The sequence below is a fragment of the Xanthomonas fragariae genome (assembly GCF_900183975.1).
Taxonomy (GTDB): Bacteria; Pseudomonadota; Gammaproteobacteria; order Xanthomonadales; family Xanthomonadaceae; genus Xanthomonas; species Xanthomonas fragariae.
In genome coordinates, this window is the sequence record NZ_LT853882.1 from 3,541,235 (window position 1) to 3,567,777 (window position 26,543).

A 26,543-nucleotide genomic window follows, 5' to 3' on the forward strand; every position below is an offset into this window, starting at 1 on the left:
GTCCGCAACGCATGAACACCTCCGCACACAGCACGCCCCGCAACGGCGCGCGCTGGCTGACGCAGGCCCTGGAAGCCGAGGGCGTGGAAACGCTGTTCGGTTATCCGGGCGGCACCATCATGCCGTTCTACGACGCCCTGGTGGACTCCAGGCTCAAGCACATCCTGGTTCGTCACGAGCAGGGCGCCGCACTCGCCGCCAACGGCTACGCCCGTGCCAGCGGTCGGGTCGGCGTGTGCGTGGCCACCTCCGGCCCAGGCGCGTCCAATCTGGTCACCGGCATCGCCGACGCGATGCTTGATTCGGTCCCGATGGTGTGCCTTACCGGCCAGGTCGCCACATCGTTGCTGGGCACCGATGCGTTCCAGGAACTGGACGTGTTTGGCATGACCATGCCGATCGTCAAGCACAGCTTTCTGGTGCGGCGTGTGGAGGATCTTCCGGAAATGGTGCGCGAGGCCTTTCGCATCGCGCGCGAAGGACGTCCTGGGCCGGTCCTGATCGACCTGCCCAAGGACGTGCAGATCGCCGATGCCTCGCAGTTGCCCGATCACGTGCCGGCGGCGGTGCTGCCGCCTCCGGCGCCGGAAGACGCCAAGTTGGCAGAAGCATTGGCAGCCATTGCCGGTGCCGAACGCCCGGTGGTGTACGGCGGTGGCGGAATCGCGTTGGCTGGTGCGGTGGAGGCGTTTCGGCGCTTTGTCGAAGCCACCGGCATCCCGACCGCGCTGACCTTGCGCGGCCTGGGTGCGTTGCCGCATGCGCATCCGGATTACCTGGGGATGCTGGGCATGCACGGCACGCGTGCGGCCAACATGGCAATCCAGGAATGCGATCTGTTAGTGGTGGTGGGCGCGCGTTTCGACGACCGTGCCACCGGCAAGTTGAGCGAGTTCGCACCGTTCGCGCGCGTCATCCATCTGGATGCCGATGCGTATGAAATTTCCAAGCTGCGCACTGCCGACATCGCAGTGCCTGGCGATGTGTCCGTGAGTCTGAAAGCCTTGAGCGCGGCACGTGGCAACTGTCAGGCATGGCGCACGCGTTGCTTTGCGAATCGCGAAAAATTCGGTGCGCGTTACGACGCGCCCGGTACCGATATCTATGCACCAGCGCTGCTCAAGCGCCTGAGCGAAGTGGCCCCGGTCGACACCATCATCGCCTGCGATGTGGGTCAGCATCAGATGTGGGTGGCCCAGCATTGCCGCTTCAACGATCCGCGCAACCATCTCACCAGCGGCGCGTTGGGCACGATGGGCTTCGGCCTGCCGGCGGCGATGGGCGCGCAGTTTGCCTGCCCCGACCGCACCGTGGTGCTGGTTTCAGGCGATGGCAGCTTCATGATGAATGTCCAAGAGCTGGTTACCATCGCGCGTTGCAAGCTGCCGGTGAAAATCGTGCTGCTGGACAACAGTTCGCTGGGCATGGTGCGGCAGTGGCAGGAGCTGTTTTTCGCCGAGCGCTACAGCGAGATCGATTTGTCCGACAACCCGGATTTCGCCGCGTTAGCGCAGGTGTTTGGTATTCCGGCCAAGCGCATCATCGCGCGCGGCGATGTGGATGCGGCGCTGGCCGAACTGCTGGCGCAACCGGGCCCGGGCCTGCTGCATGTCGCCATCGATGCACGCGCCAACGTGTGGCCGCTGGTGCCGCCCAACACTGCCAACAGCACCATGCTGGACAGCAATCCCGCACTCGCCGTCAAGGAGACATCGCATGCGTTACCGGCTTGATCTGGTGCTGAAGTCGGCCGAAGGCGCGCTGGTGCGCGTGATCGGCATGACCGAGCGCCGCGGCTTCCGCCCATGCGCCATCCAAGGCGCATCCGCTGTGGACGATGCCGGCCGTTGGCATCTGCAATTGGACGTGGACAGCATCCGTCCGCCGGAAACGCTGCGCCTGCAGTTGGAAAAGGTCTACGACTGCGAATCGGTGGCGATCACTGCAGTCGACTCGGTCGAGGCCGCCGCATGAACGATCAAACCTCACGTGATCATCAGACCGCTGTCCGGAGGTGTCTTCTTCCGGATCGGTCGCGCGCGTGCTGCAATGCCTGATTCCGGCCGCCCCTCTACGCAGGAGCCAGACGTAAGCGACGTAGCCGTCAGCGTGGCAGACGTGCTTGCCGCACAGGCACGTCTGCGCAAGTACCTGTCGCCCACGCCGCTGCATTACGCCGAGCGCTTCGGTGTGTGGTTGAAGCTGGAAAACTTGCAGCGCACTGGCTCTTACAAAGTGCGCGGTGCATTGAATGCACTGTTGGCCGGGCTGGAACGCGGCGACGAGCGTCCGGTGATCTGCGCCTCGGCCGGCAACCATGCGCAAGGGCTTGCGTGGTCGGCGTATCGGCTGGGCGTGCAGGCCATCACGGTGATGCCATATGGCGCGCCGCAGACCAAGATCTCCGGTGTCGCGCATTGGGGCGCCACCGTACGCCAACACGGCAACAGCTACGACGAGGCGTTTGCGTTTGCGCGCGAGCTGGCCGACCAGAATAGCTACCGCTTTCTGTCGGCCTTCGACGACCCGGACGTGATCGCCGGCCAAGGCACCGTGGGCATCGAACTGGCCGCGCATGCGCCGGATGTGGTGATCGTGCCGATCGGCGGCGGCGGGCTGGCTTCCGGCGTGGCGCTGGCACTGAAATCGCAAGGCGTGCGCGTTGTCGGCGCGCAGGTGGAAGGCGTGGATTCGATGGCCCGCGCAGTGCGGGGCGATCTGCGCGAAATCACCCCGGTCCCCACGCTGGCCGACGGCGTGAAGGTCAAGATTCCCGGCTTCCTCACCCGCCGCCTATGCTCGAGCTTGCTCGACGATGTCGTGATCGTGCGCGAGGCCGAATTACGCGAAACTTTGGTGCGTTTGGCGCTGGAAGAACACGTCATCGCCGAAGGCGCTGGTGCCCTGGCATTGGCCGCTGGTCGCCGCGTTGCGGGCAAATGCAAATGTGCGGTGGTCTCTGGCGGTAATATCGACGCAACTGTTCTGGCCGCGCTCTTGTCCGAGGTGCGGCCGCGGCCGCCACGCAAACCGCGTCGTCGCAATACCGAACGACTTCGCAACGAACGCAGCGCCAAACCAGCTTCCAAAGCACACGTTCTTTCCCGCCCATCCGCAGTCGCTTCAACGCCTGTCATCGCCATCGCCGTAGAGGAGTCTTCCAGGTGAACACGACCGTATCCAACCAGACCCCGCGTATCCGAATTTTCGACACCACCCTTCGCGACGGCGAGCAATCCCCCGGCTGCAGCATGACGTCCCAGCAAAAGCTGGTCATGGCGCGTGCGCTGGACGAACTCGGCGTGGACATTATCGAAACCGGCTTCCCGGCCAGCTCGCATTCCGACCGCGAAGCCGTCGCGATGATCGGCCGCGAGTTGCGTCGCCCCACGCTGGCGGTTTTGTCACGCTGCCTCCAGGCGGATATCGAGACCTCGGCACGTTCGCTGGAAGCAGCCGCCAACCCGCGCTTGCATGTCTTCTTGTCCACCAGCCCGCTACATCGTGAGCACAAGCTGCGCATGAGCCGTGAACAGGTCCTGGAATCGGTACACAAGCATGTGACGCTGGCGCGCGGCTATATTGATGACATCGAGTTTTCCGCCGAAGACGCCACGCGCACCGAAGAAGATTTCCTGGCCGAGGTGGCGCGCGTGGCGATCGCGGCCGGTGCCACGACGATCAATCTGCCGGACACGGTGGGCTTTACCACGCCAGAAGAAATCCGCGCCATGTTTTCGCGCCTGATCGTTAGCGTGGAAGGCGCCGACAAGGTGATCTTCAGCGCACATTGCCACAACGATCTAGGCTTGGCCGTGGCCAACTCGCTGGCTGCGATCGAAGGCGGCGCGCGGCAGGTCGAGTGCACCATCAACGGCATCGGCGAGCGTGCGGGCAACTGCGCGCTGGAAGAAATCATCATGGCACTGAAGGTGCGCGGTGCGTTCTACAACATCGACTCGGCCGTCAACACGCCGCGCATCGTCTCCACTTCGCAGCTACTGCAACGCCTTGTCGGCATGCCGATACAACGCAACAAGGCAGTGGTCGGTGGCAACGCGTTCGCACACGAATCGGGTATCCATCAGCACGGCATGCTGCGCCATCGCGGCACGTACGAAATCATGCGTCCGGAAGATGTGGGATGGGAGTCCTCGCAGATGGTGCTGGGCCGCCACAGCGGGCGTGCGGCAGTCGAGCAGCGCCTGCGCGCGTTGGGCTATCTGTTGGAAGAAGAAGAGGTCAAGCTGGTCTTCGAGCAGTTCAAGGCATTGTGCGAAAAGCAGCGCGTGCTCACCGACGCCGATCTGCAGGCGTTGATGCAGGATGCCACCGTGCAGGAAGGCTATCGCCTGGCCTCGATGACCATCAGTGATGTCGGCAGCCGCGCGAACGCGCTGGTTGAATTGTCAGATCCGGAAGGCAATCGCGTCGCTGAAACCGCTCAAGGTAATGGCCCGGTGGATGCGCTATTCGGCGCGCTTGCTTCGGCCACCGGTGTGAAGCTGGAATTGGACAGCTACCAGGTACACAGCGTCGGCATCGGCGCAGACGCGCGTGGCGAAGCCAGCCTGAGCGTGCGCCACGACGGCGTGGAATACGAAGGCACCGGCACCAGCAAGGACATCATCGAAGCCAGCGCACTGGCGTGGCTGGATGTAGCCAACCGCCTGTTGCGCCATCGCGCGCGTGGTGTGGTCGCCGGCAAGACGGCTGCGGTGGCGTAACGCGCCGCACAGCGATCTACCGATCCAATCCTGACGGCCAGCAGAGCGATCTGCTGGCCGTTTTGGTTTTTTAGTCGTCCCTGAAAAATCCCCTTCAAGCGCCAAGTGCCGTCGGTGACAGCGGCACGGTGCTCAAGGATGACCATCTCATCGCCCGCATCCAGGCACGCAAAAACGCGATCCAGCGCAGCAGCCAACGCAGGTTGTAGCCGGCCGCGCAGCCGAGCACGTGCAGCGCATCGCCTTGGGCACCTTTCAGCCTGCAGCGACGCAACCGGCAGTCGTCTTTCAGATGTCCGATCACCGGCTCCACCGCCTGCCGTCGCTTGATCCAGCGCCATTGCCGTCGCGTCAGCGTCTTGGCCTTGCCGCGATGCAGGACCTGCACGCCATCGACTTCGCGCCCGCGATCGCCCAGGTCCACGATCGCCACCGTCGGTTCTACGCTCACATCCTGCAGCAACCCGCGTGTCTGCTCCAGCTGCTCGGCCAAGGTATCGCCGTCGTACGGGTTGCCCGGGAAGCTGCGCGCACCCACGACCAATCCCTTGCAGGCGGTGACCGCAATGCCGACCTTGACGCCGAATTCGTACGCTTGACGCGCCTTGCCCTTGCCGACGCATTCCACTTCCGGGGCATGCAATGCGTAGAGTTTTTGTTTGTCCTTCGGACGCTGCGTGCACAGCCGTTGCGCACGTTCCAGCCAGATAGCGATGTGCTCGCGCACGCCGGTGTTTACCTGATCGAGTTTGCGTTGGATGTCGCGCACGAGCCGTCCCAGCACTGTGCGTTGACGTCGCAGGACGCGCCGCATCCGCTTGAACTGGCGCGCATGCGCATACCGACCTGCCTTGCGGCTCAGGGCCGGGCCTTGCCGCGCGTAGCTCTGCCGCAATCCGATGCCGTGCCGCTTGGCCAGTAACACCAGCTTCTTGCGTGCCACCTCCAGCAAACGGCTGTCGGTCGGATAGGCGATCGCCTTTTCCTGCACCGTGGTGTCCACGATCACCCGCGACAACTCGCGTGCGTCCACCGCCTGCATAGCATGCGCGGCGTTGATGGTGTGCGCCAGCAGCTCTTCCATCCCGGCCTCACCCAGGCGCTGCCGCCAGCGCGTCAGCGAGCTGGCATCGCACGGCAAACGCGTCTGGAACACGACCTCGCCAGTGAAGAACTGCCAGTACGGATTCTCCAGCCAACGCTCGCACACCGTTTCATCGGACAGGTCGTAGGCGTGTTTGAGGTAGAGCAAACCGGCAATCAGCCGCACCGGCAATGCCGGCCGACCGCCACCGGCCTGGGTGGCCGGCAAGCGCGATGAAAGTGCTTGCTCCAACGCCGTCCACGGCATCCGTTGGCTCAGCCGCGTCAGCGGATGACGCAGATCGATCTGGTTCTCCAGCCGCGAACGAAACAACTCATCGGCGGGTCTGTCTCGGCAGCAGGACGGCGTGTACGCATGGGCGGAAATTGCAAGAAACCAGCCTTCAGCGTAGCGAACACTGGTAGTTTTGGCACGCCGGTGCAGACATCAAGGCCTTGCGGTCGTTGGGGTTTTTCAGGGGCGACTTTTTAGCCTGGGCGTAGGGATTGGCAGGGAATCGTGATGGCGCTATCCGGCTTCTGCCACGCCAGTGCGGCAAGCTGCTGGAGCGAACCCTGTGGCGCAGCGCATGCGCACCTCAAAATTTGTAGGTGAAGTTGGCGTACAACTGCCGCCCGATCGCGCTGTACACGCGCGGGAAGTACGGCCATGAGATGTAGGTGTCGTCGCGCGGGTGGATCCTGTCGAACACGTTCAACACACTGAGGCCGAGCGTGGCCTTGTGGGTGATCTGCTTGGCGATGTCCGCATTCCAGACCACGTACTGCGCCACGCGTCCGCTCTCGGCGTAGTTCGGGCGCGAGCCGTAGCGGTAGCCGTACAGGCTGGTGGACCAGTTGCCGATGCTCCAGTTCAGACGCCAGTTGCTGCGCGTGCGGAACGCCAGGTAGTCGACGTCGTTCATCGCGTCCACCGGCTTGGCCCCGGCGAACTGCGCCACTTCCATCTTCAGCACGTGGGTATAGCCGGCCTGCAGGCCGAACGCGCCCCGATCGCCGAGGTCGACGCTGTAGCGCAGATTCGCATCGATACCATCGGTGCGCATCAGCGACTGGTTGATCGGGAAGGTCTCGAATGCGGTGATCCGGCCTTCGGCGGTCAGGTCGGTGCCGGGGCTGCGGGTCACCGACTGGATATAGAACTGGCAGGCCGCCGACGCGGTATCGACCGCATTGCCGGCGCGGTCGCTGCCGAGCAGGCAGTTGGCGTTGTTCTCCAGCAGTGTCTCGCTGGAGATCGACTCCACTCGCCCTTCCAGTTCGATCCGGTAGTAATCCGCGCTCAGCGACAACGTCGGCAGCACGTCCCATACGAAGCCCAGCGTGGTCGACTTGCCCTTCTCTTCCTCCAGCAGCGGATTGGACGACTGGGTGGAGAAGGTCTGGTACTCGTACGCGGCCGAACAGGCGTCCGACAGCGGATCCAGGCCATCGCGGCGGCACAGGTATTCGTCGGTGACGAAGGGATGGTTGGCGCTGGTGTCGGCGTAGATCCACAGCAGGTCCGGCGCGCGAAAACTGGTGGCGTGGCTGCCGCGCAGCAGCAGGCTATCGAACGGCCGCCATTCCAGCCCGGCATGCCAGGTGGTGGCATCGTCGACCGAGGTGATGTCGTTGTACTTGTCGTAGCGCCCGGCAAGCGTGGCGCTGAGCCGGCTGAAGATCGGCACGCGCAACTCCAGCCCGGCGGCGTAGCGGTCGCGCGGGCCGCCGCCCGGGGTCTGGGTCAGGTTGTAGATGCGCTCGCTACCGGTGTAGTCCACGGTGACGCGCGGATCCGGATCCAGGTCGTACTTCTGCCGCGCCGCCTCAAGCACGGTGGCCATCTGCAGCATGCCGGCCGGCAGCGCAAACAGGTCGCCGCTGAACACGAACTGGGCCTGGTCGGTGCTGGATTCGCCGCGGCTCACCACCTCGGTGGTGAGCTGGTTATACAGCGACTCACTGCCCGGCGCGAACAGCCTGTCTGCGTAGAACTCGCGGATCTCGGTGCCATCGGGCCGATAGCCAAGCGCCGGCCCCATGTAGTGGTCGCGCACCGCATTGGTGAGGAAGCGCCGACGTCGCGTGGTGATGTCGTAGCGCGACATCGACACGCTCGCATCCCAATCGAAGCGGCCGTCGAACAGCTTGCCGCGCACGCCAGCGTTGAGGTTCCAGGACTTCTCGTCGTATTCGATGTTCTTGATCCCGCCCACTTCCGAGGGCAGGAAGATGCGCTGCGCGGTAACCAGGCCCAGGTCCGGGTCGTAGACGGTGAGCGCGCCCTCGCCGATGTAGTAGTGGGTTTGGCTGGAGCTTTCGTCCTTGGAGCGATTGGCCAGCACCTGCGCATAGCCGGTGACCTCATCGCTGACATCGAAACTGCCGGACAGGTAGGCAGAGGTCTTGCCGTAGCCGTTCTGCACCGAGCGGCCTTCGTAGTAGCCGAACGCGCCGCAGCGGTTGGGCGCGGCCAGGCTGTCGGCGGTCTTGTAGGGCACGAACGCCGGGTTGGTCGCCGCGCAGGCCGCGTCCAGCGCGCCGGCCGAGGTCGACAACGTGCCGCTACTCGTCGGCCACAGGTAGGTATCGCCGCGGCGCAGGTAGACTCCTGAAATCGACGCGTTGGGGCTGGACGGATCTGCCTTGTTGCCGGGATGGTCATCGTACGAATCCAGGAAGTCGCGTTGGTTGGCGACGATCGCTTCGCGGTCCAGCCGCTCGAACGCGTAGGTCAGGCTCCAACGGTCGCCGCTGCGTCCGCCGCTCCATTGCAACTGGCCGCTGCCGCCGCCGCCGCGCGTGGTGCCGCCGCCGCGCAGGCGCAGCGTGTCACCGTTGAAATCGCGCTTGGTGATGATGTTGACCACGCCGGCCACCGCATCGGAGCCGTAGATCGCCGAAGCGCCGCCGCTCATCACCTCGATGCGCTCTACCGCCGCGGCGGGAATGCTGCCTAGGCTAACCGCCGTACCGTTGGCGCCGTAGGACTGCGGGTAATCGGCCATGCGCTTGCCGTTGAGCAGGATCAGCTGGTAGCCCGGGCCGAGGCCGCGCAGGTTGAGATACTGGCCATTAGGCGAACTGCCGGTCTGGTCGCTTTCGTTGAAGGCGCTGCCGCTGAACTGGGTCAGTGTGCCGAGCGATTCCCACACCGTGCTGAAGCCCTGCTTCCGAATGTCTTCGGCAGTGATGACGGTCACCGGCGCCGGACCCTCCACCTGCGCACGCGCGATGCGCGAGCCGGTGACGGTGACCTTGTCCAGGTCACGCGTGGCGGTTGATGTTTCCTGCGCCGCTGCAAGAGGCGGCGGCGCGAACCCCGCCAGCAGCGCAAGCGCCAGGCGGGATGGTCGTAGGTGGAAACGGGAACGCAAGACTCGGATGGACATGCGGATCTCTCCTGCAATTGACGAGGAACGATGACGACGGCGCCGGGAGTCGACGCGAGGCCAGAAGGCGACTTCATTCCCAAGGCTACAAGCGAACAACATCGCAGACCGCAGTGAATTGCATGACCTTGCCGACCGAACTTTGGTGTCGATTGCGAGTGCTTAGGTTGGCAGGCCATCGTGCAGACGTCGGGAGGCTGCCCGCCGGGACGAACCGGAGCACTCGCACGCGTACCTGCATGGGACACGCCGCAAGTCCTTCCGAGCAGGCGCTTATGCGGCATCGATGCCGCATAAGCGCCCACGCCGACACGCGCGCAAGCACCACCAGTGGTTAGCGACGGCGAGAAGAAAAGCGGAACATGGTTGACTGATCGTTTAGCTGATCGATCAACCAGCCAAACGAAAGTGACCATCGTCCACCAGAACGATAGCCACCAGGACAGCCACAACTGTTCAAGCAAGAAGAGCTTTTACAGCGCAGCCACCACCGCATCCCCCATCGCCACGGTACCGACCTCGGTGGTGCCTTCCGACCAGATGTCAGCGGTGCGCAGGCCTTGATCGAGCACCTTGCCGACAGCGTGTTCGATCGCATCCGCTGCAGCAGATTGCGCAAACGTGTAACGCAACATCATCGCCACCGAAAGGATGGTCGCCAACGGATTGGCAATGCCCTTGCCTGCGATGTCCGGCGCCGAGCCATGACACGGCTCGTACATGCCTTTGCTGTTTGCATCCAGCGAAGCCGAGGGCAGCATACCGATCGAGCCGGTGAGCATCGATGCCTGGTCGGACAGGATGTCGCCGAACATATTGTCGGTCACGATCACGTCGAACTGCTTCGGCGCACGTACCAGCTGCATGGCCGCGTTGTCGACGTACATGTGCGACAGCGCGATGTCCGGATAATCCTTGGCAACCTCTTCCACCACCGCACGCCACAACTGGCTCGATGCCAACACGTTCGCCTTGTCAACCGAGCACAATTTCTTGCCGCGCAGACGTGCCATGTCGAAGCCGGCTTTTGCAATCCGTCGGATCTCGCTTTCGCTGTACGGCAAAGTGTCGTATGCCTGGCGCTCACCATTTTCTAGCGTGCGTGTGCCGCGCGGCTGACCGAAGTAAATGCCACCAGTGAGCTCACGCAGAATCAGCAGATCTAGTCCGGAGACGACCTCCGGCTTGACCGTGGAGGCATCGGCCAACTGCGGATACAACAGCGCCGGACGCAAGTTGGCGAACAAGCCAAGCTGCGAGCGGATCTTGAGCAAACCGCGCTCCGGACGCAGCGATGGGTCGACGGTGTCCCATTGCGGTCCACCCACTGCGCCCAGCAGCACTGCATCGGCAGCACGTGCGCGCTCCAGGGTTTCGTCGGCCAGCGGGCTGCCATACTTGTCGTAAGCCGCGCCACCCAGCTCGTCGTATACCAGGGTGAAACCCAGGCCATGTTGCGCATCGATCCGCGTCAACACCTTGACCGCTTCGGCCATGATCTCCGGGCCGATACCGTCACCAGGAAGAATCAAAATCTGCTTGCTCATGCAATCCTCGTGAGTTGGCGCCGCATCGCCTTTGAAATCAACCCAACGCAGCGCGCGCTTGGCGTCACCAAATTGGAGAAACCAACTGTCGCATTCACTGCAGCGCGCCGAACAACCACGGTTGGCGCGTGCGATGGCCTTGTTCGAAGCGACCTATGGCATCGGCTTCCTGCAAGGTCAAGCCGATGTCGTCCAACCCATTGAGCAGGCAGTGTTTGCGGAACGCATCGATGTCGAAGCTATATTCCACACCATCGGGGCGAAGCACGCGCTGTGCGGCAAGATCCACAGTGAGTTGGTATCCCTCTGTGACCAGGCATTGCTCGAACAAGGCGTCGACTTCCGGTCCGGCCAACACGATCGGCAGCAGGCCGTTCTTGAAACTGTTGTTGAAGAAGATGTCGGCAAAGCTCGGTGCGATCACCGCGCGAAAACCGTATTCATCCAGTGCCCACGGCGCATGTTCGCGCGAGGAACCGCAACCGAAGTTTTCGCGTGCCAGCAACACGCTGGCGCCTTGGTAACGCGGGAAATTGAGCACGAATTCCGGGTTGATCGGACGCTGACTGTTATCGCGACCAGGCTCACCGATATCCAGATAACGCCACTCGTCGAACAGGTTCGGCCCGAAGCCGGTGCGCTTGATCGACTTGAGAAATTGCTTGGGGATGATCTGGTCGGTATCGACATTGGCGCGATCCAGCGGCGCCACCAGTCCGGTGTGTTGGGTGAAAGGTTTCATAGGGAGGCCGGGATTATGAATTGAGAATTGGGGATTCGAAAAGGCTGAAATACACGAGCCGGCTGTTACGCATCCGGAATCCTCAAACTCGTATCTGCAAGTTCACGCACATCGACAAAGTGACCGTTGACCGCCGCTGCGGCTGCCATCGCCGGGCTGACCAAGTGCGTGCGGCCGCCGGCGCCTTGGCGACCTTCGAAATTGCGGTTGGAGGTGGACGCACAGTGTTCGCCGCTGCCCAGCTTGTCCGGGTTCATCGCCAGACACATCGAACAACCCGGCTCGCGCCATTCGAAGCCGGCCTCCAAAAATACCTTGTCCAGACCCTCCGCCTCGGCCTGCGCCTTGACCAGGCCAGAACCGGGTACCACCAGCGCTTGCTTGATGGTTGGCGCGACCTTGCGCCCCTTGGCCACCGCAGCGGCCGCGCGCAGATCTTCGATGCGCGAGTTGGTGCACGAGCCGATGAACACGCGATCCAGGCGGATTTCAGTCATCGGCTGATTTGCCCGAAGGCCCATGTATTTCAGCGCACGCTCGATCGAGTCGCGCTTGGTCGGATCCTGCTCGGTCGCCGGGTCCGGCACCTGCTGATCCACCGCCAGCACCATTTCCGGCGAGGTGCCCCAACTGACCTGCGGCTTGATGTCTTCGGCACGCAGCTCCATCACCGTGTCGAAATGTGCGTCCGGATCGGAGACCAATGTGCGCCACAGCGCGACCGCCGCATCCCAGTCGGCGCCCTTGGGCGCGAACGGGCGACCTTTGACGTATGCAATGGTTTTTTCATCCACTGCCACCATGCCCACGCGCGCACCGGCTTCGATGGACATGTTGCAGATGGTCATGCGCCCTTCCATCGATAGGTCGCCGATCGCGCTGCCGGCAAATTCGAGCGCATGGCCGTTGCCGCCAGCGGTGCCGATCTTGCCGATCACTGCCAGCACGATGTCTTTGGCGGTCACGCCAAACGGCAGCGTGCCTTCCACGCGCACCTGCATGTTCTTCATCTTTTTGGCGATCAGGCATTGCGTGGCCAGCACATGCTCGACCTCGGAGGTGCCGATGCCGTGCGCCAGCGCGCCGAATGCGCCATGCGTGGAGGTGTGCGAATCGCCGCAGACCACGGTCATGCCCGGCAAGGTGGCGCCCTGCTCCGGACCGACCACATGCACGATGCCCTGGCGCGCGTCGTTCATCTTGAACTCGAGGATGCCGAAGTCGTCGCAGTTCTCGTCCAGCGTCTGCACCTGCAGACGCGAGACTTCATCGGAGATCGATTCCAGCCCGCCCTGACGCTCGGCGCGCGTGGTCGGCACATTGTGGTCGGGCGTGGCGATGTTGGCGTCGATGCGCCATGGTTTGCGCCCGGCTAGGCGCAGGCCTTCGAAGGCTTGCGGCGAAGTCACTTCGTGCAGGATATGGCGGTCGATGTAGATCAACGACGAGCCGTCGTCACGGTGTGTGACCTCGTGCAGTTCCCACAACTTGTCGTACAGCGTCTTGGCAGTCATCGCGGCAATCCGATTGGCGTAACGGTGGGTGGCTCCCACTTGGCTGAGTTCGATGCTAGGAGCTTGCCCTGGATAAGGCAAATTCATCTTTTTTGTTCGAAAAATGAATTTTAGGGATGGCAATGGATCTGTCGAGCCTGAGCGTATTCGTGGCGATTGCCGAAAATGGAAGCTTCTCGGCCGGCGAAGCGCTGCACCTGACCCAGCCTGCCGTGAGCAAACGCATTGCGTTGCTGGAATCGCTTGGGGGCAAGGCAACGCGCGTCGCCACCACGGCGGGACCAGTGCGAGGGTGAATTCCCTACAGCTGCCGGGAGGACCATGACACCGAGAGTCACTTAGATGAAACCATTAACGTAACCCAGCACTGCCGAGTATAAATATAGAACCCGATGGTATAGTATTGACAGTATGTCGAGCTTGCCCCCTCTCAAGTCCAAAGCCAGGAGCAATAGCCCTGGACGTCCCAAGGATCTTGGGAAACGCGCCGCTATTTTGGGCGCCGCCCGCACCATGTTCATGGAACAAGGCTATGCCGGGGTCAGCATGGATGGGATCGCTGCGCAGGCCGGCGTTTCCAAACTGACCGTCTACAGCCACTTTGGCGACAAAGAAAGCTTGTTTTCCCAGGCGATACGCGAGCAATGCCAGCACATGATGCCGGAGGACCTGTTCGATCACGCCCCAAAAGGTGCGCTGCGCGACCAGCTGATCGAGATCGCCCACGCGTTCTTCGCTGTGGTCAGCACCGACTCGGCCATCTCCACCCACCGCATGATGATGGCTCCTGGCACCGGCGATGTGCATGTGCATGTGCGTGAGATGTTCTGGGATGCCGGCCCCAGGCGGACCCAGCAAGCACTGGCGGATTTTCTCTCGGCGCGTGTGGCCGATGGCCAGCTGGAAATCTCCGATCTGGCGCGCGCGGCCTCGCAGTTCTTCTGCCTGCTCAAGGGCGAGCTGTATGCGCTGATGATGTGCGGCCTGCACGGCCAGCCGACGCGCGCGCAGGTAGACGAGCACATCCAGTCCAGCGTCGACTTCTTTTTGAGAGCCTATGCGCCCCGTTGATCGCCCCCGGACGTTGGTGGCGATGACTTTCGGCACTGCGCCGGTTGGCAGCACGCGGCGATGTTGGATGCACCAGGCGCCCCACGCACCGGTAAAATGTTTGCCCCACCGCGTTGGATAACCGCACCATGACGATCGATTTCTCCCAAGCCCGCGAAAAGATGGTCGAACAACAGATCCGGCCGTGGGACGTGCTGGATCTGCGCGTGCTCGACGTGCTGGCGCGCATGCCGCGCGAAGCTTTCGTGCCGGAGGCCTACAAGACGCTGGCTTATGTCGATGTGGAAATCCCGCTGTCGGCCGGGCAAAAGATGATGAAGCCGGTGGTCGAAGGCCGCATGTTGCAGGCGCTGGATCTGCAGCCGGGCGAAGACGTGCTGGAAGTCGGCACCGGTAGCGGCTTTGCCACGGTCTGTCTGGCCGCGCTCGCTCGCGAAGTGGTGAGCCTGGAGATCGACCCGACCCTCGCTGCTGCGGCGCGCGCCAATCTGGACAGCACCGGTCTGGGCAGCAACGTGCGTGTCGAAATCGCCGATGTGTTCGGCTGGCAGAGCGAGCGTCGTTTCGATGCCATCTGCGTGACCGGCGCGGTCGATGCGCTGGCGATCCAGTGGCTGCAGTGGTTGCGCCCGAGCGGCCGGCTGTTTGTCGTGCGCGGTCACGAACCGGCGATGGAAGCAGTGCTGGTGCGTGGCGACGTCAACGCCCCGCGCATCGAATCGTTGTTCGAAACCGACCTCGCCTATCTTCAGGGCGCCGCACCGACACCCCGATTCCAATTCTGACTTCCAAGGAAGCTTCCACGATGATCCGCCGATTCCTCGTTCTGTCCATGGCCACCGCCCTGTCTCCGATGGCTGCGCAGGCCACCGACCTGCTGCAGGTCTACGAAATGGCCCGCAACGGCGATCCGCAGCTGGCAGTAGCCGAGTCCACACGCCTGGTGAATCGGGAAGGTCAAGTGCAGGCGCGTGCGGCGTTGTTGCCGCAGCTCAACGGCGCTTACGACTACAGCAAATCGCACCGCAAAATCGAGGGTCAGGATGTTCGCGCTACGACCTCGTCGCGTTCCAGTCAGATCCAGGGCTCACAAACGATCTTCAACTGGACTCAGTTCTCCAACCTGCGCGCCCAACGCGAAATAGCCAAAGCAGCCGAGTTCACGCTGGCGTCGGCCAATAATGATCTGATCACTCGTACGTCGGCAGCGTATTTCCAGGTGCTGGTGGGCATCGAATCGCTCGCCGCGGCGGAGACCAACGAAGCAGCGGCCAAGAAGCAGTTCGACTATGCGGACAAGCGCCTGGAAGTGGGCCTGGCACCGATCACCGACGTGCACGAAGCGCGTGCCCAGTATGACCAGGCACGTGCCGACACCATCACTGCCCGCAATACGCTGAAGGATTACTACCAAGCGCTGACCGAGCTCACCGGCCAGCCGGTTGTCGGCCTGCGTGCGTTGCCCGAAGAGTTCCGCCCGGAAGTGCCTGCGGCTTACAGCAATGTCGATCAACTGGTGGCCACTGCCATCGCCGACAACCCGGCATTGAGGGCGCAGCAACTACAGGTCAGCGCCGCCGAAGCCAGCATCACGGCAGCACGCGCAGGTCATTTACCAACAGTCAGCCTGACCAGTAGTCTGGGACGTAGTAATAGCTGGGGTGCCTCAGCTGTCGAGAGCGGCGTGCTGAGTACCCAGGGCCGTAACATCGACACCGACGCGATCGGCGTCACCGTGTCGATCCCGATCTTCGCTGGCGGCGCAACGCAGTCGGCGGTGCGTCAGGCGCTCTCGCAGCGCGATATCCAGCAGGACACTTACGAACAGCAGAAGCGCGCGCTGGATCGCAACACACGCAACGCCTATCAGACCGTGGTGGCCGGCATCAGCGAAGTGGAAGCCCGCCGTCTGGCAGTGGTCTCCGCGCAGGCTGCATACGACGCCTCTCAGGTCGGTTTGGAAGTCGGCACGCGCACCGTGCTGGACGTGGTGCAGAACCAGCGCACGCTGTTCCAGGCGCAGCTGAACTACGCTCAGTCGCGCTACAACTTCCTGCAGAACCGTCTGCTATTGGGCCAAGCCATCGGCAAGCTCGACATCACTGACCTGCAGGATGTCAACCGCCTACTGTCGCAGGATGCAGAGTCCAAGCTGCAGGGCAGTGGTTCGTTGCAGTAAGAGTAGCTAACAGGTAACTCAGAAAAGCGGGCTTAGGGGCGCGCCATTTTGGGGCGTCATGCAAACGCGTCTACGTGGCTGCGTGCGATAGCTGCGATGACTACCGCATTGCGTGACTGAAGTGACTGCGATGACAGCCACAACTACAGCGACTTGATGACGTGCGTTAGCACGACTGCGACAAGCTCTAATTCACCGGTGCGGCAAGCACGCGCGCCCTTCAGGGCGCCGTACCATCACTCACCACTGGCGGTAGATCCGGCGCAATCTGCATCAGCGTGCGCGCCACCGCGCCCTTGCCATTGGCAACCAGCGCCAACCCATTGGCTGCCATCGTCTCGCGCCGCGCCTGGTCGCCGAGCAGGCGTGCCAGATCCTGATACACGCAATCGGCGTTCTCGCAGATGGCGACCGCATCGGCCTCGTGCATGCGCCGAGAAATCTCGGAGAAATTATGCAGATGCGGGCCGGTCACCGCCGGAGTGCCGACCGCAGCCGGCTCCAGCAGATTGTGCCCGCCGATCGGCTGCAGGCTGCCGCCGACGAAGGCGACCTGCCCACAGGCATAGAAACTCATCAGCTCGCCTAACGTATCGATGACAAACACCTTATCGCGCGCCTGCGGCCATTGCTGGGCCTTGCGCGTGGCCAAACTCCAGCCACGTTCGCGCGCCAGCGCTTCGACCCTGGCAAAACGCTCGGGATGGCGCGGCGCCCACAACATCAACAGGTCTGGAAACTGCAGCAACAAGCGCGCGTGGATATCGGCTACCGCGGCCTCTTCGCCTTCGTGCGTGCTGGCCGCGATCCACACCGGGCGCGTGGCCGGCACCTGCCTACGAAACTGCTCGACCACCGCCTGCAACTGTACAGGCGCTGCGATATCGAACTTGAGATTGCCCAGCGCGATCACTTGATCGGGCCGCGCGCCGAGGGTGATGAAACGTTCGGCATCGTCGTGCGACTGCGCCGCCACACAGGTGACTGTGCGCAACGCGCGGCTGATCAGCGGTGCCAACAGGCGATAGCCGCGCAGCGAACGCGCCGACAAGCGCGCGTTGAGGATGTACACCGGAATCTGCCGGTCGCGGCACCCGAACAGCATGTTCGGCCACAGCTCGGTTTCCAGGATCAGTGCCAAGCGCGGGCGGAAATGCTCCAGGAACCGGCCCACGCTGCCGGGCACATCGTACGGCAGATACACATGGTCTACCGCATCGCCCCACACCGCGCGCACCCGCTCGGAGCCGGTCGGGGTGATGGTGGTGATGACCCAGCGGACATCGGGGCGCTGCGCACGCAACGCATTGACCAGCGGCGCAGCGGCGTTGACCTCGCCCACCGACACCGCATGCACCCACACGCGTGGGCGACCGCAGGCATGCGTGTACGACGCATAGCGCTCGTTCCAGCGATTGAAGTATTCGCGCACACGAAAACCACGCCACACTAGGTGGTACACCGTTACCGGCAGCAACAGGTACAACAGCGCCGAGTACAGCCCGCGCAACAGCCATTCGATCGGGTCTTTCCGCATCGATGCAGGATACGGGAGCGTCCGTGCGTGCGCATGTGCACGCTGCCCGATGCGTGCGATCCCTTGCGCGTGTCATGCCATTTACGGCCGACGCATCTCATCTCAAAAGGCAGAACACGCACTAGAATTGGCACATGCCCGAGTCCGCCAACGTCGCCGTCCGCCCTTCCCTGCGCAACCCAAAGTACTGGCCGATGTATCTGGGCCTTGCCGTGATGGTGCTGGCTGGACGCCTGCCCTGGATGCTGCAGCGCGCGCTGGGCCGCGGTGCCGGCTGGATCGCGATGCGTCTGTCGGGCACGCGTCGACGTGCTGCCGAGGTCAACCTCAAGCTGTGTTTCCCCGAACAGGATGATGCATGGCGAGCGCGGCTGTTGCGCGATAGTTTCGATGCGCTGGGCGTGGGCCTGTTCGAATTCGCGCGCGCCTGGTGGGGCAGCATCGATGCCATTCGCCCCGGCGTCCAGATCGACGGCCTGGAACATCTGCAGCGTCTGCAGGAACAAAAGCGCGGCGGGTTGCTGGTGTCCGGCCACTTCATGACGTTGGAAATGGGCGGGCGGCTGCTGTGCGATCACCTGCCGCTGGCCGGCATGTACCGCAAGCACCGAAATCCGGTGTTCGAGTGGGCGGTCAAGCGCGGACGGCTGCGCTACGCCACGCACATGTTCGCCAACGAAGATCTGCGCGCCACCATCAAGCATCTCAAGCGCGGCGGTTTTCTGTGGTACGCGCCGGATCAAGACATGCGCGGCAAGGACACCGTGTTCGTACCGTTTTTCGGACACCCGGCCTCCACCATCACCGCCACGCATCAGCTGGCGCGCCTGACCGGTTGCGCAGTGGTGCCGTACTTCCATCGTCGCGAAGGTGGCCGCTACATCCTCAAGATCGCGCCGCCACTGGCAGACATTCCATCCGACGATGTGATCGCCGACACCGCGCAGGTCAATGCGGTGATCGAGGACATGGTGCGCGAGGCACCGGACCAATACTTGTGGATCCATCGGCGCTTCAAACGCCAGCCGGGCGGGCGTAGCGATTTCTATCGGTGATTGCGGTTCATCGGATGCATGCGACGCGCATGCGCAGCGCCGCTTCAGACAGTGAAGCGCGTTACCGCGGCGGCGTTTGATCCGCATCGTCGTTGAGCAAGGCGCCAGCGTACAACCCGGCCAGCATCAGGCTCAGGCCACCCCAGAAGCTGGAATAGAACGCCAGGTGCGTGTTGAGCGGGAAGACGGTTGCCACCAGCGCGATCATCGCCGGCCTCGCCTGCTCGCGTGCCGCCAGGCTGGAATAACGCCATGCGCGCCATGCCTGCGCCGCACCGGCCAGCCACAGCAGCAAACCGATCACCCCGGTTTCGGCCAGAATTTCCAGCACGATCTGATGCGCATGGAAGGCAGGCCCATCGCCCCACGCCGGCGCCTGTTCGGGTGCCGGATTACAAGCCGGATACGCCTGACGGAACCCGCGCGCGCCCACGCCGTTGAGCGGGTGCTCGCGGATCATGCACAGCGCCGCGCCCCAGATCTGTGCGCGTCCGGACAAGGCTTGGTCGACGCCTTGTTCGCCATTTCGGAAAGCCAGCATGGTGCGCTGAATCCGCTCGCGTGCCTGGGGCGCCACGGCCACCACCCCGCCTGCCAACAGCGCACCGACCACCGCAGCGGCAAGCAAACGACGGCTGCCCAGTAGCTGCCAACCGGACAGCAGCACGATCACACCGTAGGTGATCCAGGATGCACGCGAACCAGCCAGCACCAACACCACGCCGACTGCAGCCGCAGCGCCTGCCCAGGCCCAGGCATTGCGTCGTCCCAGTGCCAGCAAGAGGAACGGCGACAGGCTGGCCAGGGTCTGCCCGAATTTGAGATTGCACGGGCCCAGTGCACCGCTGAGGCGATCGACCAAGGCCAGCTCTTGCGCCGTGCACAGGCTGTGGCCGCTGACCAGTTGTTTGATTTGATCCATGCCGAAGAACAACGCGCTGGTACCGAATGCGGCCTGTAGCAACGCGTCCAGCGTCCACGCCCCACCGATCACTGCCAGGCCGGTGAAGGTGCGACGGCGCCGCTGCGCGTTGGCCACCGCAATCGCGCACAACCACATGAAAGGCAGATAGCGCAGATCGGTGGCCAACTTGCGCAGCGCCACCCCCACGTCAACCGCATCGAACGCCGACAGCATTTGCGGCAACCAATACGCGAAGAACAACACGCTGGTCAGGGCCCAGGCCGCGCCACTGAGCAACCGCGTGCCGCCGCGAAAGCGCGCGTCCAGCAAGCGATACGCCGCAAAGACCGCACCTAGCGACAACACCGTCTCGGCCAGCCCGGGCGTGGGCCACAGCGCCACGAACAAGATCACCCATAGCGGTGCCCAGCGACCTGCGTCGGGCGTCAACACGAGCGCGTGCGTAATGGCCTCAGCGGTGGAGTTCGTCATAGACCTTCAGGGTGGCCGATTGCATGGCCTGCAACGTGTAGCCGCGCACGGCCGGCGGTGTTGGCGCCTGCTGCAACAGATGGAGTGCCTGCCTGCGCAGGGCCTGGGCATCGAAAGCGGGAACCGCGCCACTGGGCTGCAACTCGGCCAGCAATTCGCCGACCCCGCCATGCGCCCAGCCTAGCACCGGCCGGCCCACCGACAGTGCCTCGACCACGGTACGACCGAAGGCTTCCGGTTTGCGCGACAGCTGCAGCACCAGATCGCTGGCGGCGTAGGCCTCGGCGATGCGCGCGGTGGGCTCAGTGAAGGCAACAGCGTCAGCCACGCCCAGCATGGCGGCCTTGGCCTCCAGTTCGCGCACATAGGCTTCGCGTCCCGGCTCGCGTGCGCCCGGCAGCCACAGCCAGGCAGGCACCCCGGCGGCACGTAGGCCGGCGAGCAGTTGCAGACCGTCGGCATGGCCTTTCAGTCGTGTGCCGCGACCGGGCAGCAACAGCAATGGCACGTCGGCGGGCAAGCCTGGCAGCAGGCTCTGTGCCCACTTGCGCGCGCGGCGATCAGGATGCGGCCGACGCGGGAACTGCGCGGTATCGACACCGCGCGCAATGGTGCGCAAGCGCGCAGTGTCGGCCTGCGGATAGTGCATGCAAACATACTGGCGCACCGTCTGCGAGACACAAATGACCCGCTCGCCATATGTCATCACCGCGCTGTAGCGGCTGGGCGAATTAAGCCCATGCACAGTGGTGACAAAGCGCGGCCGCGTGGCCTTCGGCATGCCACGCAACGCGTACCATCCCAGCCATGCGGGAAGGCGCGAGCGCGCATGCACGATGTCGGCACCGAGTTCGGCAAACAGCCTGCGCAGGCTCACCACATGACGCAGTGTCAGCAGCGACTTGCGGCCGATTTCCACAGTGAGATGCTCACCGCCCACCTCCAGCAGCGGCTGGACCAGACGACCGCCCGCCGACACGACCACGGCGCGGTGGCCGGCGCGCACTAGCGCGGCGGCGATTTCCAGGGTGGAGCGCTCCACGCCGCCGGACTGCAGCGCCGGCAGCAGTTGCACCACGGTCAGGCGGTGCATCCGGCGAAGATCAGTCGGCGAGCACGAACAGCGCGCCGCAATACGGGCACTTGGCTTCGCTGTTGGGCTCGTCTTCGATCGGCAGGTAGACGCGTGGATGCGAGTTCCACAGCGCCATCTGCGGCGTCGGGCAGCTCAGCGGCAAATCGCCGCGGTGCACGGTGTAGCGCGTTTGGGCATTGGCGGGCGCGGTGGCGGTCTGGCGCATGGCGTAAATCGCTAAGGAGAACTGACCGCATTCTAGCAGCGGTAGACGCTGCAGGAGCGGCCGCCTCGCCAGGGGACAACACAGCACGCGGCCTTGCGCCTCAGTCGTGCTACTTGCCGAAATTCGAACTTATCAGATTCGCACGCACGCCGGAGGACGCCGCAATTGCTGAACAATCCGACCTTGCTCGAGCACGACCACGCGGTCGGCATTGGCGTTGTCTGCGAGGCTGCCGACAACTGATTGGTCGTCCTGGAAAACGCTGCAGCTGACCCGTGAGGCACTTGCGCGCCTGTATCTGGGCAGCGAAATTTGCCAGGGCTAAGCGGGCGACGAAGATAATGGCGAGATGTCAGCATGGTGTCTGTTAGCTGCGCTCGGGTTATATCCGTTGTGTATGTGCACGCTGGAGTATGTGACCGGTAAGCGCTCTGCCCCACTACAGGATCTGCTCGGTGAAGGCGCACGCATCGCGCCGGCAGATGGTGGTGATGTGGCTGCGTTGCATGACGACGATGCGGGCACGGTTGCTGCGGAGCCGTCTGCGTTTGCGCCGACCTTGAAGGGTCTTGAGCACGGCGCTGCGACCCTCTATGCATACACCCATGGCAATGCGGCGATTGCTGCCAGTGGTTGGACGTTGGAGGCACGGGCGGCTGGTGGCGCCTGGAAGGTCGTCGATCAGCGTCGCGAGAAAGCCTTTGAATGGCCGCTGCAGACCCGGCCTTTCCGTATCGCTACGCCTAGTGTGTATGCAGCGTATCGGCTCCGGTTGAACGCACCTGAGAAAGTGCAGTTGGCGCAGATCGAGTTGCTTGGTGTAGCGGCTGCGACGCGTTGAGGCGGGATGTTGTCCAGAGCGACAGTCGCAAGTTTTGCTTGAGAATACGGTAGTTGCAAAAGACCGCCGTTATGCAATCGAGCTCCGCTGCATCAAACGTCCAACGCAATGTCACGTAGGCAATTCTGGTGAACTGTCTCGTGTCACCCCCGCTCCGCGCCCCGGCCCGCGCTTGCGGCGCGGGCGCTCCAAGGAACGCGCGCCAGTGGCGCGCAGACAGTGCTTTCTCGTCCCGAGGGGAAAGGAGCTTTAAGGCAACATCTAGCAACCTCCGCTGCTGCTCTTTTCAGCAGCGCTCTTCTCGGCATCGCGCTGCTTGCGGATCTGCGCGTCTACCGCGGCGATGGCGGTCATGTTCATCACCCGGCGTGAGGTGGCGCTGGTGGTGAGGATGTGCACCGGTTTGGAGATTCCCATCAGGATCGGGCCGATCGCTACGCCATCGGTAAACACGCGCACCAGGTTGTAGGCGATGTTGGCCGCTTCCAGATTCGGCAGCACGAACAGGTTGGCGCGGCCCTTCAAGGTGCTATTTGGCATGATTTGCTTGCGCAGCGCTTCGTCCCAGGCAGTGTCGCCCTGCATTTCGCCGTCGATGTTGAGCTCTGGCTTGCGTTTGAGCAGGGCCTCGCGCACCTGGCGCATCTTCAGCGCGTCGCGCGAGTCGTGGCTGCCGAAGTTGGAATGCGACAGCAGGGCGATATTGGGCTCGATGCCGAACAACTTGAGGCGATAGGCGGCCTGCAAGGTCGCCTCCACCACTTGCTCCACGGTCGGGTCTTCCTGCACGTGCGTATCTAGGAAGAAGAACACGCCCAATTGGTTGATCACGCCGGTCATCGCCGAGGTGGAACTCACGCGCGGTTCCAGCGGAATCACGCTGCGTGCGTAACCCAGCTTCTTGTGGAAGCGGCCGACCACGCCCGAAAGCATCGCATCGGCTTCGCCGCGCGCCACCATCACCGCGGCAATCAGTGTCGGACGCGAGCGCATCAGCTCCTTGGCGGCGGTGACGGTCACGCCGCGCCGCTCGGTGAGCGCGTGGTAGTACTGCCAGTATTCGTTGAAGCGCGGGTCGTCGAGGATGTTGGTGATTTCGAAGTCCACCCCCGCGGTCAGGCGCAGGCCCATGCGCTCGATACGCGCTTCGATGACGTCCGGGCGGCCGATCAGGATCGGGAAGGCCAAGCCTTCGTCGACCACGTTCTGCACCGCGCGCAGCACCACTTCTTCTTCGCCTTCGGCATACACCACGCGCTGCTTGTCGGCGCGCGCGCGGTCGTAGACCGGCTTCATCATCAGGCTGGTGCGGTAGACGAACTGGCCAAGCTTGTCGCGGTAGGCCTCCATGTCGGCGATCGGGCGCGTGGCCACGCCCGAATCCATCGCGGCCTGCGCAACGGCGGAGGACAACTCCACCAACAGACGCGGGTCCAGCGGCCGCGGAATCAGGTAGTCTGGGCCGAAACTCGGAGTTTCGCCACCGTAGGCTGCGCCCAGGTCGGAGGCCTCGCGGCGCGCCATCGCGGCAATCGCCTTGACGCAGGCGATCTTCATTTCTTCGTTGATGCCGGTAGCGCCCACGTCCAGCGCACCACGGAACAGATACGGGAAACACAGCACGTTGTTGATCTGGTTCGGATAGTCAGACCGACCAGTGCCGATGATGCAATCCGGACGCACCGCCTTGGCCACTTCCGGGGTGATCTCCGGGTTGGGATTGGCCAGTGCGAAGATCACCGGCTGGCGCGCCATGGTGGCGACCATTTCCGGCTTGAGGATACCGGCCGCCGACAGACCCAGGAAGATGTCCGCGCCTTCGACGATTTCGGCCAGCGTGCGCTTGTCGGTGTCGCGTGCGTAGCGCTGCTTGTCGGGATCCAGATCGGTGCGGCCGGCGTGGATCACGCCGTCGCGGTCCAGCGCCAGGATGTTCTCCGGCTTCAAGCCCAGCGAGACCAACATGTTGACGCAGGAGATTCCGGCTGCGCCCATGCCGGTGGTGGCCAGCTTGACCTCTTCGATCTTCTTGCCGGTGACCACCAGCGCGTTGAGCACCGCCGCGCCGACGATGATTGCGGTGCCGTGTTGGTCGTCATGGAACACCGGAATATTCATGCGCTCGCGCAGCTTGCGCTCGACGATGAAGCATTCCGGCGCCTTGATGTCTTCCAGATTGATGCCGCCGAATGTCGGCTCCAGGCTGGCGATGATGTCGACCAGCTTGTCCGGGTCGTTCTCGTTGATCTCGATATCGAAGACATCGATGCCGGCGAACTTCTGGAACAGCACGCCCTTGCCTTCCATCACCGGCTTGGAGGCCAGCGGGCCGATGTTGCCCAAGCCCAGCACGGCGGTGCCGTTGGTGATCACCGCCACCAGATTGCCGCGTGCGGTGAGCTCGCTGGCCTGGGTGGGTTCTTCGACGATCGCCTCGCAGGCGAAGGCCACGCCCGGCGAATACGCCAGCGACAGGTCGCGCTGGGTCAGCATCGGCTTGGTCGCAGTGACTCGGAGCTTGCCGGCCGGCTGCTGGCGGTGGTATTCGAGGGCGGCCTGTTTGAAGTCGTCGTTGGACATCGGCTGTGTGGTTCTCAAAGGCGCAGAAGGACTGGATTCTACCCTCCTGCCTGAACAAGGGACTGTCACGCAGCTGTCAGCGCGACAGGGAGATCGCATCCTGCCGCGCATCGCGCGGTGCGGCCAAGGGCGTGATCAATACGAAAACGGACGTACATCCCGCCGACATCACCGACGGGACACAGGGCCGTAGGAACCATCAGCGCACGCTGATCGGTGCGACGATGTCGCGCGAGGCCACCGGTGCCTGCAGCGACGGCGAGCCACCGTCCAGCACCCGCTTGAGCTGGTCGCGGTCCAGCGCATTTTCCCAGCGCGACACCACCACCGTCGCCACCGCATTACCGATGAAGTTGGTCAGCGAGCGGCACTCGCTCATGAAGCGGTCCACGCCCAGAATCAGCGCCATACCGGCCACCGGCACGTCCGGCACCACCGACAGCGTGGCGGCCAGGGTGATGAAGCCGGCGCCGGTCACGCCCGCCGCACCCTTGGAGCTAAGCATCGCCACCGCCAACAAGGTGATCTGCTGACCCAGGGTTAGGTCAACGTTGGTGGCCTGGGCGATGAACAGCGCGGCCAGGCTCATGTAGATGTTGGTGCCATCCAGATTGAACGAGTAGCCGGTCGGCACCACCAGGCCCACCACCGACTTCTCACAGCCGGCCTTTTCCATCTTTTCCATCAGCGACGGCAATGCCGACTCCGACGAAGAAGTTCCCAGCACAAGCAACAACTCGGCCTTGAGGTAGCGAATCAGTTTGAGCACCGAAAAGCCGCAAAACCGGCAGACCAGGCCCAGGATCACCAGCACGAAGAACAGCGATGTCAGGTAAAACGAGCCCACCAGCCAAGCCAGGTTGATCAGCGATTCCACGCCATATTTGCCGATGGTGAAGGCGATGGCGCCGAACGCACCTATCGGCGCGGCCTTCATCAGCATATGCACAAGGCGGAACACCGGGGCGGTCAACGCTTCCAGGAAGCTCAGCACCGGGCGACCACGCTCGCCGACCAGGGCCAGCGCGATACCGAACAACACCGCCACGAACAGCACCTGCAGGATGTTGCCGTCGACGAACGCGCCGATCAGCGTGACCGGGATAATGTCCATCAAAAAGCCGACCAGGCTCAGCTCGTGTGACTTCTGCACGTAGGTGTTGACTGCACTCTGATCCAGCTCGGCCGGGTTGATGTTCATGCCGGCGCCGGGCTGCACCACGTGCGCCACGATCATCCCCACGATCAACGCCAGCGTGGAAAAGAACAGGAAGTAGGCCATCGACTTGACGAAGACCCGGCCCACTGTCTTGAGGTGGGTCATACCGGCGATGCCGGTGACGATGGTCAGGAAGATCACCGGGGCGATGATCATCTTCACCAGCTTGATGAAGGCGTCGCCCAGCGGCTTGAGGCTTTCGGCGAAGGCCGGCTCGAAGTGGCCCAGCAGGGCACCCAGAACGATCGCCACCACCACCTGGAAGTACAGCTGGCGGTAGAAGGGGACGGACGCCGGCAGGGGGCCGGCAGGCTTGCTGATGTGCATGACATCACTCCGAGTGAACACAATAAGGC

General features: G+C 63.5%; 18 protein-coding genes and 3 pseudogenes. 10 read left to right on the forward strand and 11 right to left on the reverse strand.

The annotated features are described in order from the left end of the window. Positions 1-11: 11 nt before the first annotated feature. The 4 genes from ilvG to PD885_RS16530 all read left to right on the forward strand — a co-directional run bounded on the left by ilvG (position 12) and on the right by PD885_RS16530 (position 4,727). The gene (gene ilvG, locus PD885_RS16515; protein ID WP_002804901.1) at positions 12-1,733 is read left to right on the forward strand and encodes an acetolactate synthase 2 catalytic subunit; all 1,722 of its coding nucleotides are present in this window, start codon (positions 12-14) and stop codon (positions 1,731-1,733) included. Beyond that, the gene (locus tag PD885_RS16520; RefSeq protein WP_002804899.1) at positions 1,717-1,974 is read left to right on the forward strand and encodes an ACT domain-containing protein; all 258 of its coding nucleotides are present in this window, start codon (positions 1,717-1,719) and stop codon (positions 1,972-1,974) included. Before ilvG ends, PD885_RS16520 begins: the two co-directional genes overlap by 17 nt. Before the next feature lie 75 nt (positions 1,975-2,049). Next, positions 2,050-3,168: a threonine dehydratase gene (locus PD885_RS16525; RefSeq protein ID WP_040762423.1), complete on the forward strand. Its 1,119-nt coding sequence runs from the start codon at positions 2,050-2,052 to the stop codon at positions 3,166-3,168. Further along, positions 3,165-4,727 carry a 2-isopropylmalate synthase gene (locus tag PD885_RS16530; RefSeq protein WP_002804896.1) on the forward strand — a complete coding sequence of 521 codons (1,563 nt, stop codon included), beginning with the start codon at positions 3,165-3,167 and terminating at the stop codon, positions 4,725-4,727. The genes PD885_RS16525 and PD885_RS16530 overlap by 4 nt, the downstream gene beginning before the upstream one ends. A 94-nt stretch (positions 4,728-4,821) precedes the next feature. Here PD885_RS16530 and PD885_RS16535 read toward each other — a convergent pair. The 5 genes and pseudogenes from PD885_RS16535 to leuC all read right to left on the reverse strand — a co-directional run bounded on the left by PD885_RS16535 (position 4,822) and on the right by leuC (position 13,008). Further along, positions 4,822-6,188 (reverse strand): annotated as a pseudogene (locus PD885_RS16535) (IS5 family transposase). Positions 6,189-6,409: 221 nt separating this feature from the next. After that, positions 6,410-9,205: a TonB-dependent receptor plug domain-containing protein gene (locus tag PD885_RS16540; RefSeq protein WP_088056997.1), complete on the reverse strand. Its 2,796-nt coding sequence runs from the start codon at positions 9,203-9,205 to the stop codon at positions 6,410-6,412. A gap of 473 nt (positions 9,206-9,678) precedes the next feature. Then, the gene (gene leuB, locus PD885_RS16545; RefSeq protein ID WP_002804890.1) at positions 9,679-10,752 is read right to left on the reverse strand and encodes a 3-isopropylmalate dehydrogenase; all 1,074 of its coding nucleotides are present in this window, start codon (positions 10,750-10,752) and stop codon (positions 9,679-9,681) included. Positions 10,753-10,846: 94 nt separating this feature from the next. Next, entirely contained in the window at positions 10,847-11,494 is a 648-nt protein-coding gene (leuD, locus tag PD885_RS16550) for a 3-isopropylmalate dehydratase small subunit (protein ID WP_002804887.1), read from the reverse strand. A 65-nt stretch (positions 11,495-11,559) separates the two neighbouring features. Then, positions 11,560-13,008, reverse strand: a complete 1,449-nt coding sequence (leuC, locus tag PD885_RS16555) for a 3-isopropylmalate dehydratase large subunit (protein WP_088056998.1) — start codon at positions 13,006-13,008, stop codon at positions 11,560-11,562. 122 nt (positions 13,009-13,130) lie between these two features. Between leuC and PD885_RS16560 the strand changes: the two are divergent. From PD885_RS16560 to PD885_RS16575, 4 genes and pseudogenes are all read left to right on the forward strand, one after another. After that, a pseudogene (locus PD885_RS16560) lies at positions 13,131-13,250 on the forward strand (LysR family transcriptional regulator); the annotation flags it as partial. A 169-nt stretch (positions 13,251-13,419) separates the two neighbouring features. Further along, entirely contained in the window at positions 13,420-14,079 is a 660-nt protein-coding gene (locus PD885_RS16565; protein WP_002804884.1) for a TetR/AcrR family transcriptional regulator, read from the forward strand. Between the two features lie 128 nt (positions 14,080-14,207). Beyond that, positions 14,208-14,864, forward strand: a complete 657-nt coding sequence (locus tag PD885_RS16570; protein ID WP_088056999.1) for a protein-L-isoaspartate O-methyltransferase family protein — start codon at positions 14,208-14,210, stop codon at positions 14,862-14,864. 20 nt (positions 14,865-14,884) lie between these two features. Next, positions 14,885-16,258, forward strand: coding sequence for a TolC family outer membrane protein (locus PD885_RS16575; protein WP_002804881.1), 1,374 nt, complete (start codon positions 14,885-14,887; stop codon positions 16,256-16,258). 220 nt (positions 16,259-16,478) lie between these two features. Here the strand turns inward: PD885_RS16575 and waaA are convergent, their stop codons facing one another. Beyond that, positions 16,479-17,795: a lipid IV(A) 3-deoxy-D-manno-octulosonic acid transferase gene (gene waaA, locus PD885_RS16580; RefSeq protein ID WP_002804880.1), complete on the reverse strand. Its 1,317-nt coding sequence runs from the start codon at positions 17,793-17,795 to the stop codon at positions 16,479-16,481. Between the two features lie 134 nt (positions 17,796-17,929). Between waaA and PD885_RS16585 the strand changes: the two genes are divergently transcribed. Next, positions 17,930-18,850, forward strand: coding sequence for an LpxL/LpxP family Kdo(2)-lipid IV(A) lauroyl/palmitoleoyl acyltransferase (locus PD885_RS16585; RefSeq protein WP_002804879.1), 921 nt, complete (start codon positions 17,930-17,932; stop codon positions 18,848-18,850). Positions 18,851-18,911: 61 nt separating this feature from the next. On the opposite strand, the gene PD885_RS16590 is transcribed toward PD885_RS16585, so the two are convergent. From PD885_RS16590 to PD885_RS16600, 3 genes are read right to left on the reverse strand one after another with little or no spacing between them, the layout of a single operon-like run. Then, entirely contained in the window at positions 18,912-20,246 is a 1,335-nt protein-coding gene (locus tag PD885_RS16590; protein ID WP_088057000.1) for an O-antigen ligase family protein, read from the reverse strand. Continuing rightward, positions 20,227-21,339: a glycosyltransferase gene (locus PD885_RS16595; RefSeq protein WP_002804877.1), complete on the reverse strand. Its 1,113-nt coding sequence runs from the start codon at positions 21,337-21,339 to the stop codon at positions 20,227-20,229. Before PD885_RS16595 ends, PD885_RS16590 begins: the two co-directional genes overlap by 20 nt. A gap of 10 nt (positions 21,340-21,349) precedes the next feature. Beyond that, a complete protein-coding gene (locus tag PD885_RS16600) occupies positions 21,350-21,547 on the reverse strand; it encodes a zinc-finger domain-containing protein (protein WP_002804876.1) in 198 nt (65 codons plus the stop codon). A gap of 253 nt (positions 21,548-21,800) precedes the next feature. On the opposite strand from PD885_RS16600, the pseudogene PD885_RS16605 reads away from it, so the two are divergent. Next, a pseudogene (locus PD885_RS16605) lies at positions 21,801-22,388 on the forward strand (glycoside hydrolase domain-containing protein); the annotation flags it as partial. Positions 22,389-22,649: 261 nt separating this feature from the next. On the opposite strand, the gene PD885_RS16610 reads toward PD885_RS16605, so the two are convergent. Then, entirely contained in the window at positions 22,650-24,968 is a 2,319-nt protein-coding gene (locus tag PD885_RS16610; protein ID WP_002804873.1) for an NADP-dependent malic enzyme, read from the reverse strand. 199 nt (positions 24,969-25,167) lie between these two features. After that, positions 25,168-26,514 carry a dicarboxylate/amino acid:cation symporter gene (locus PD885_RS16615; protein ID WP_002804870.1) on the reverse strand — a complete coding sequence of 449 codons (1,347 nt, stop codon included), beginning with the start codon at positions 26,512-26,514 and terminating at the stop codon, positions 25,168-25,170. Positions 26,515-26,543 lie beyond the last annotated feature (29 nt).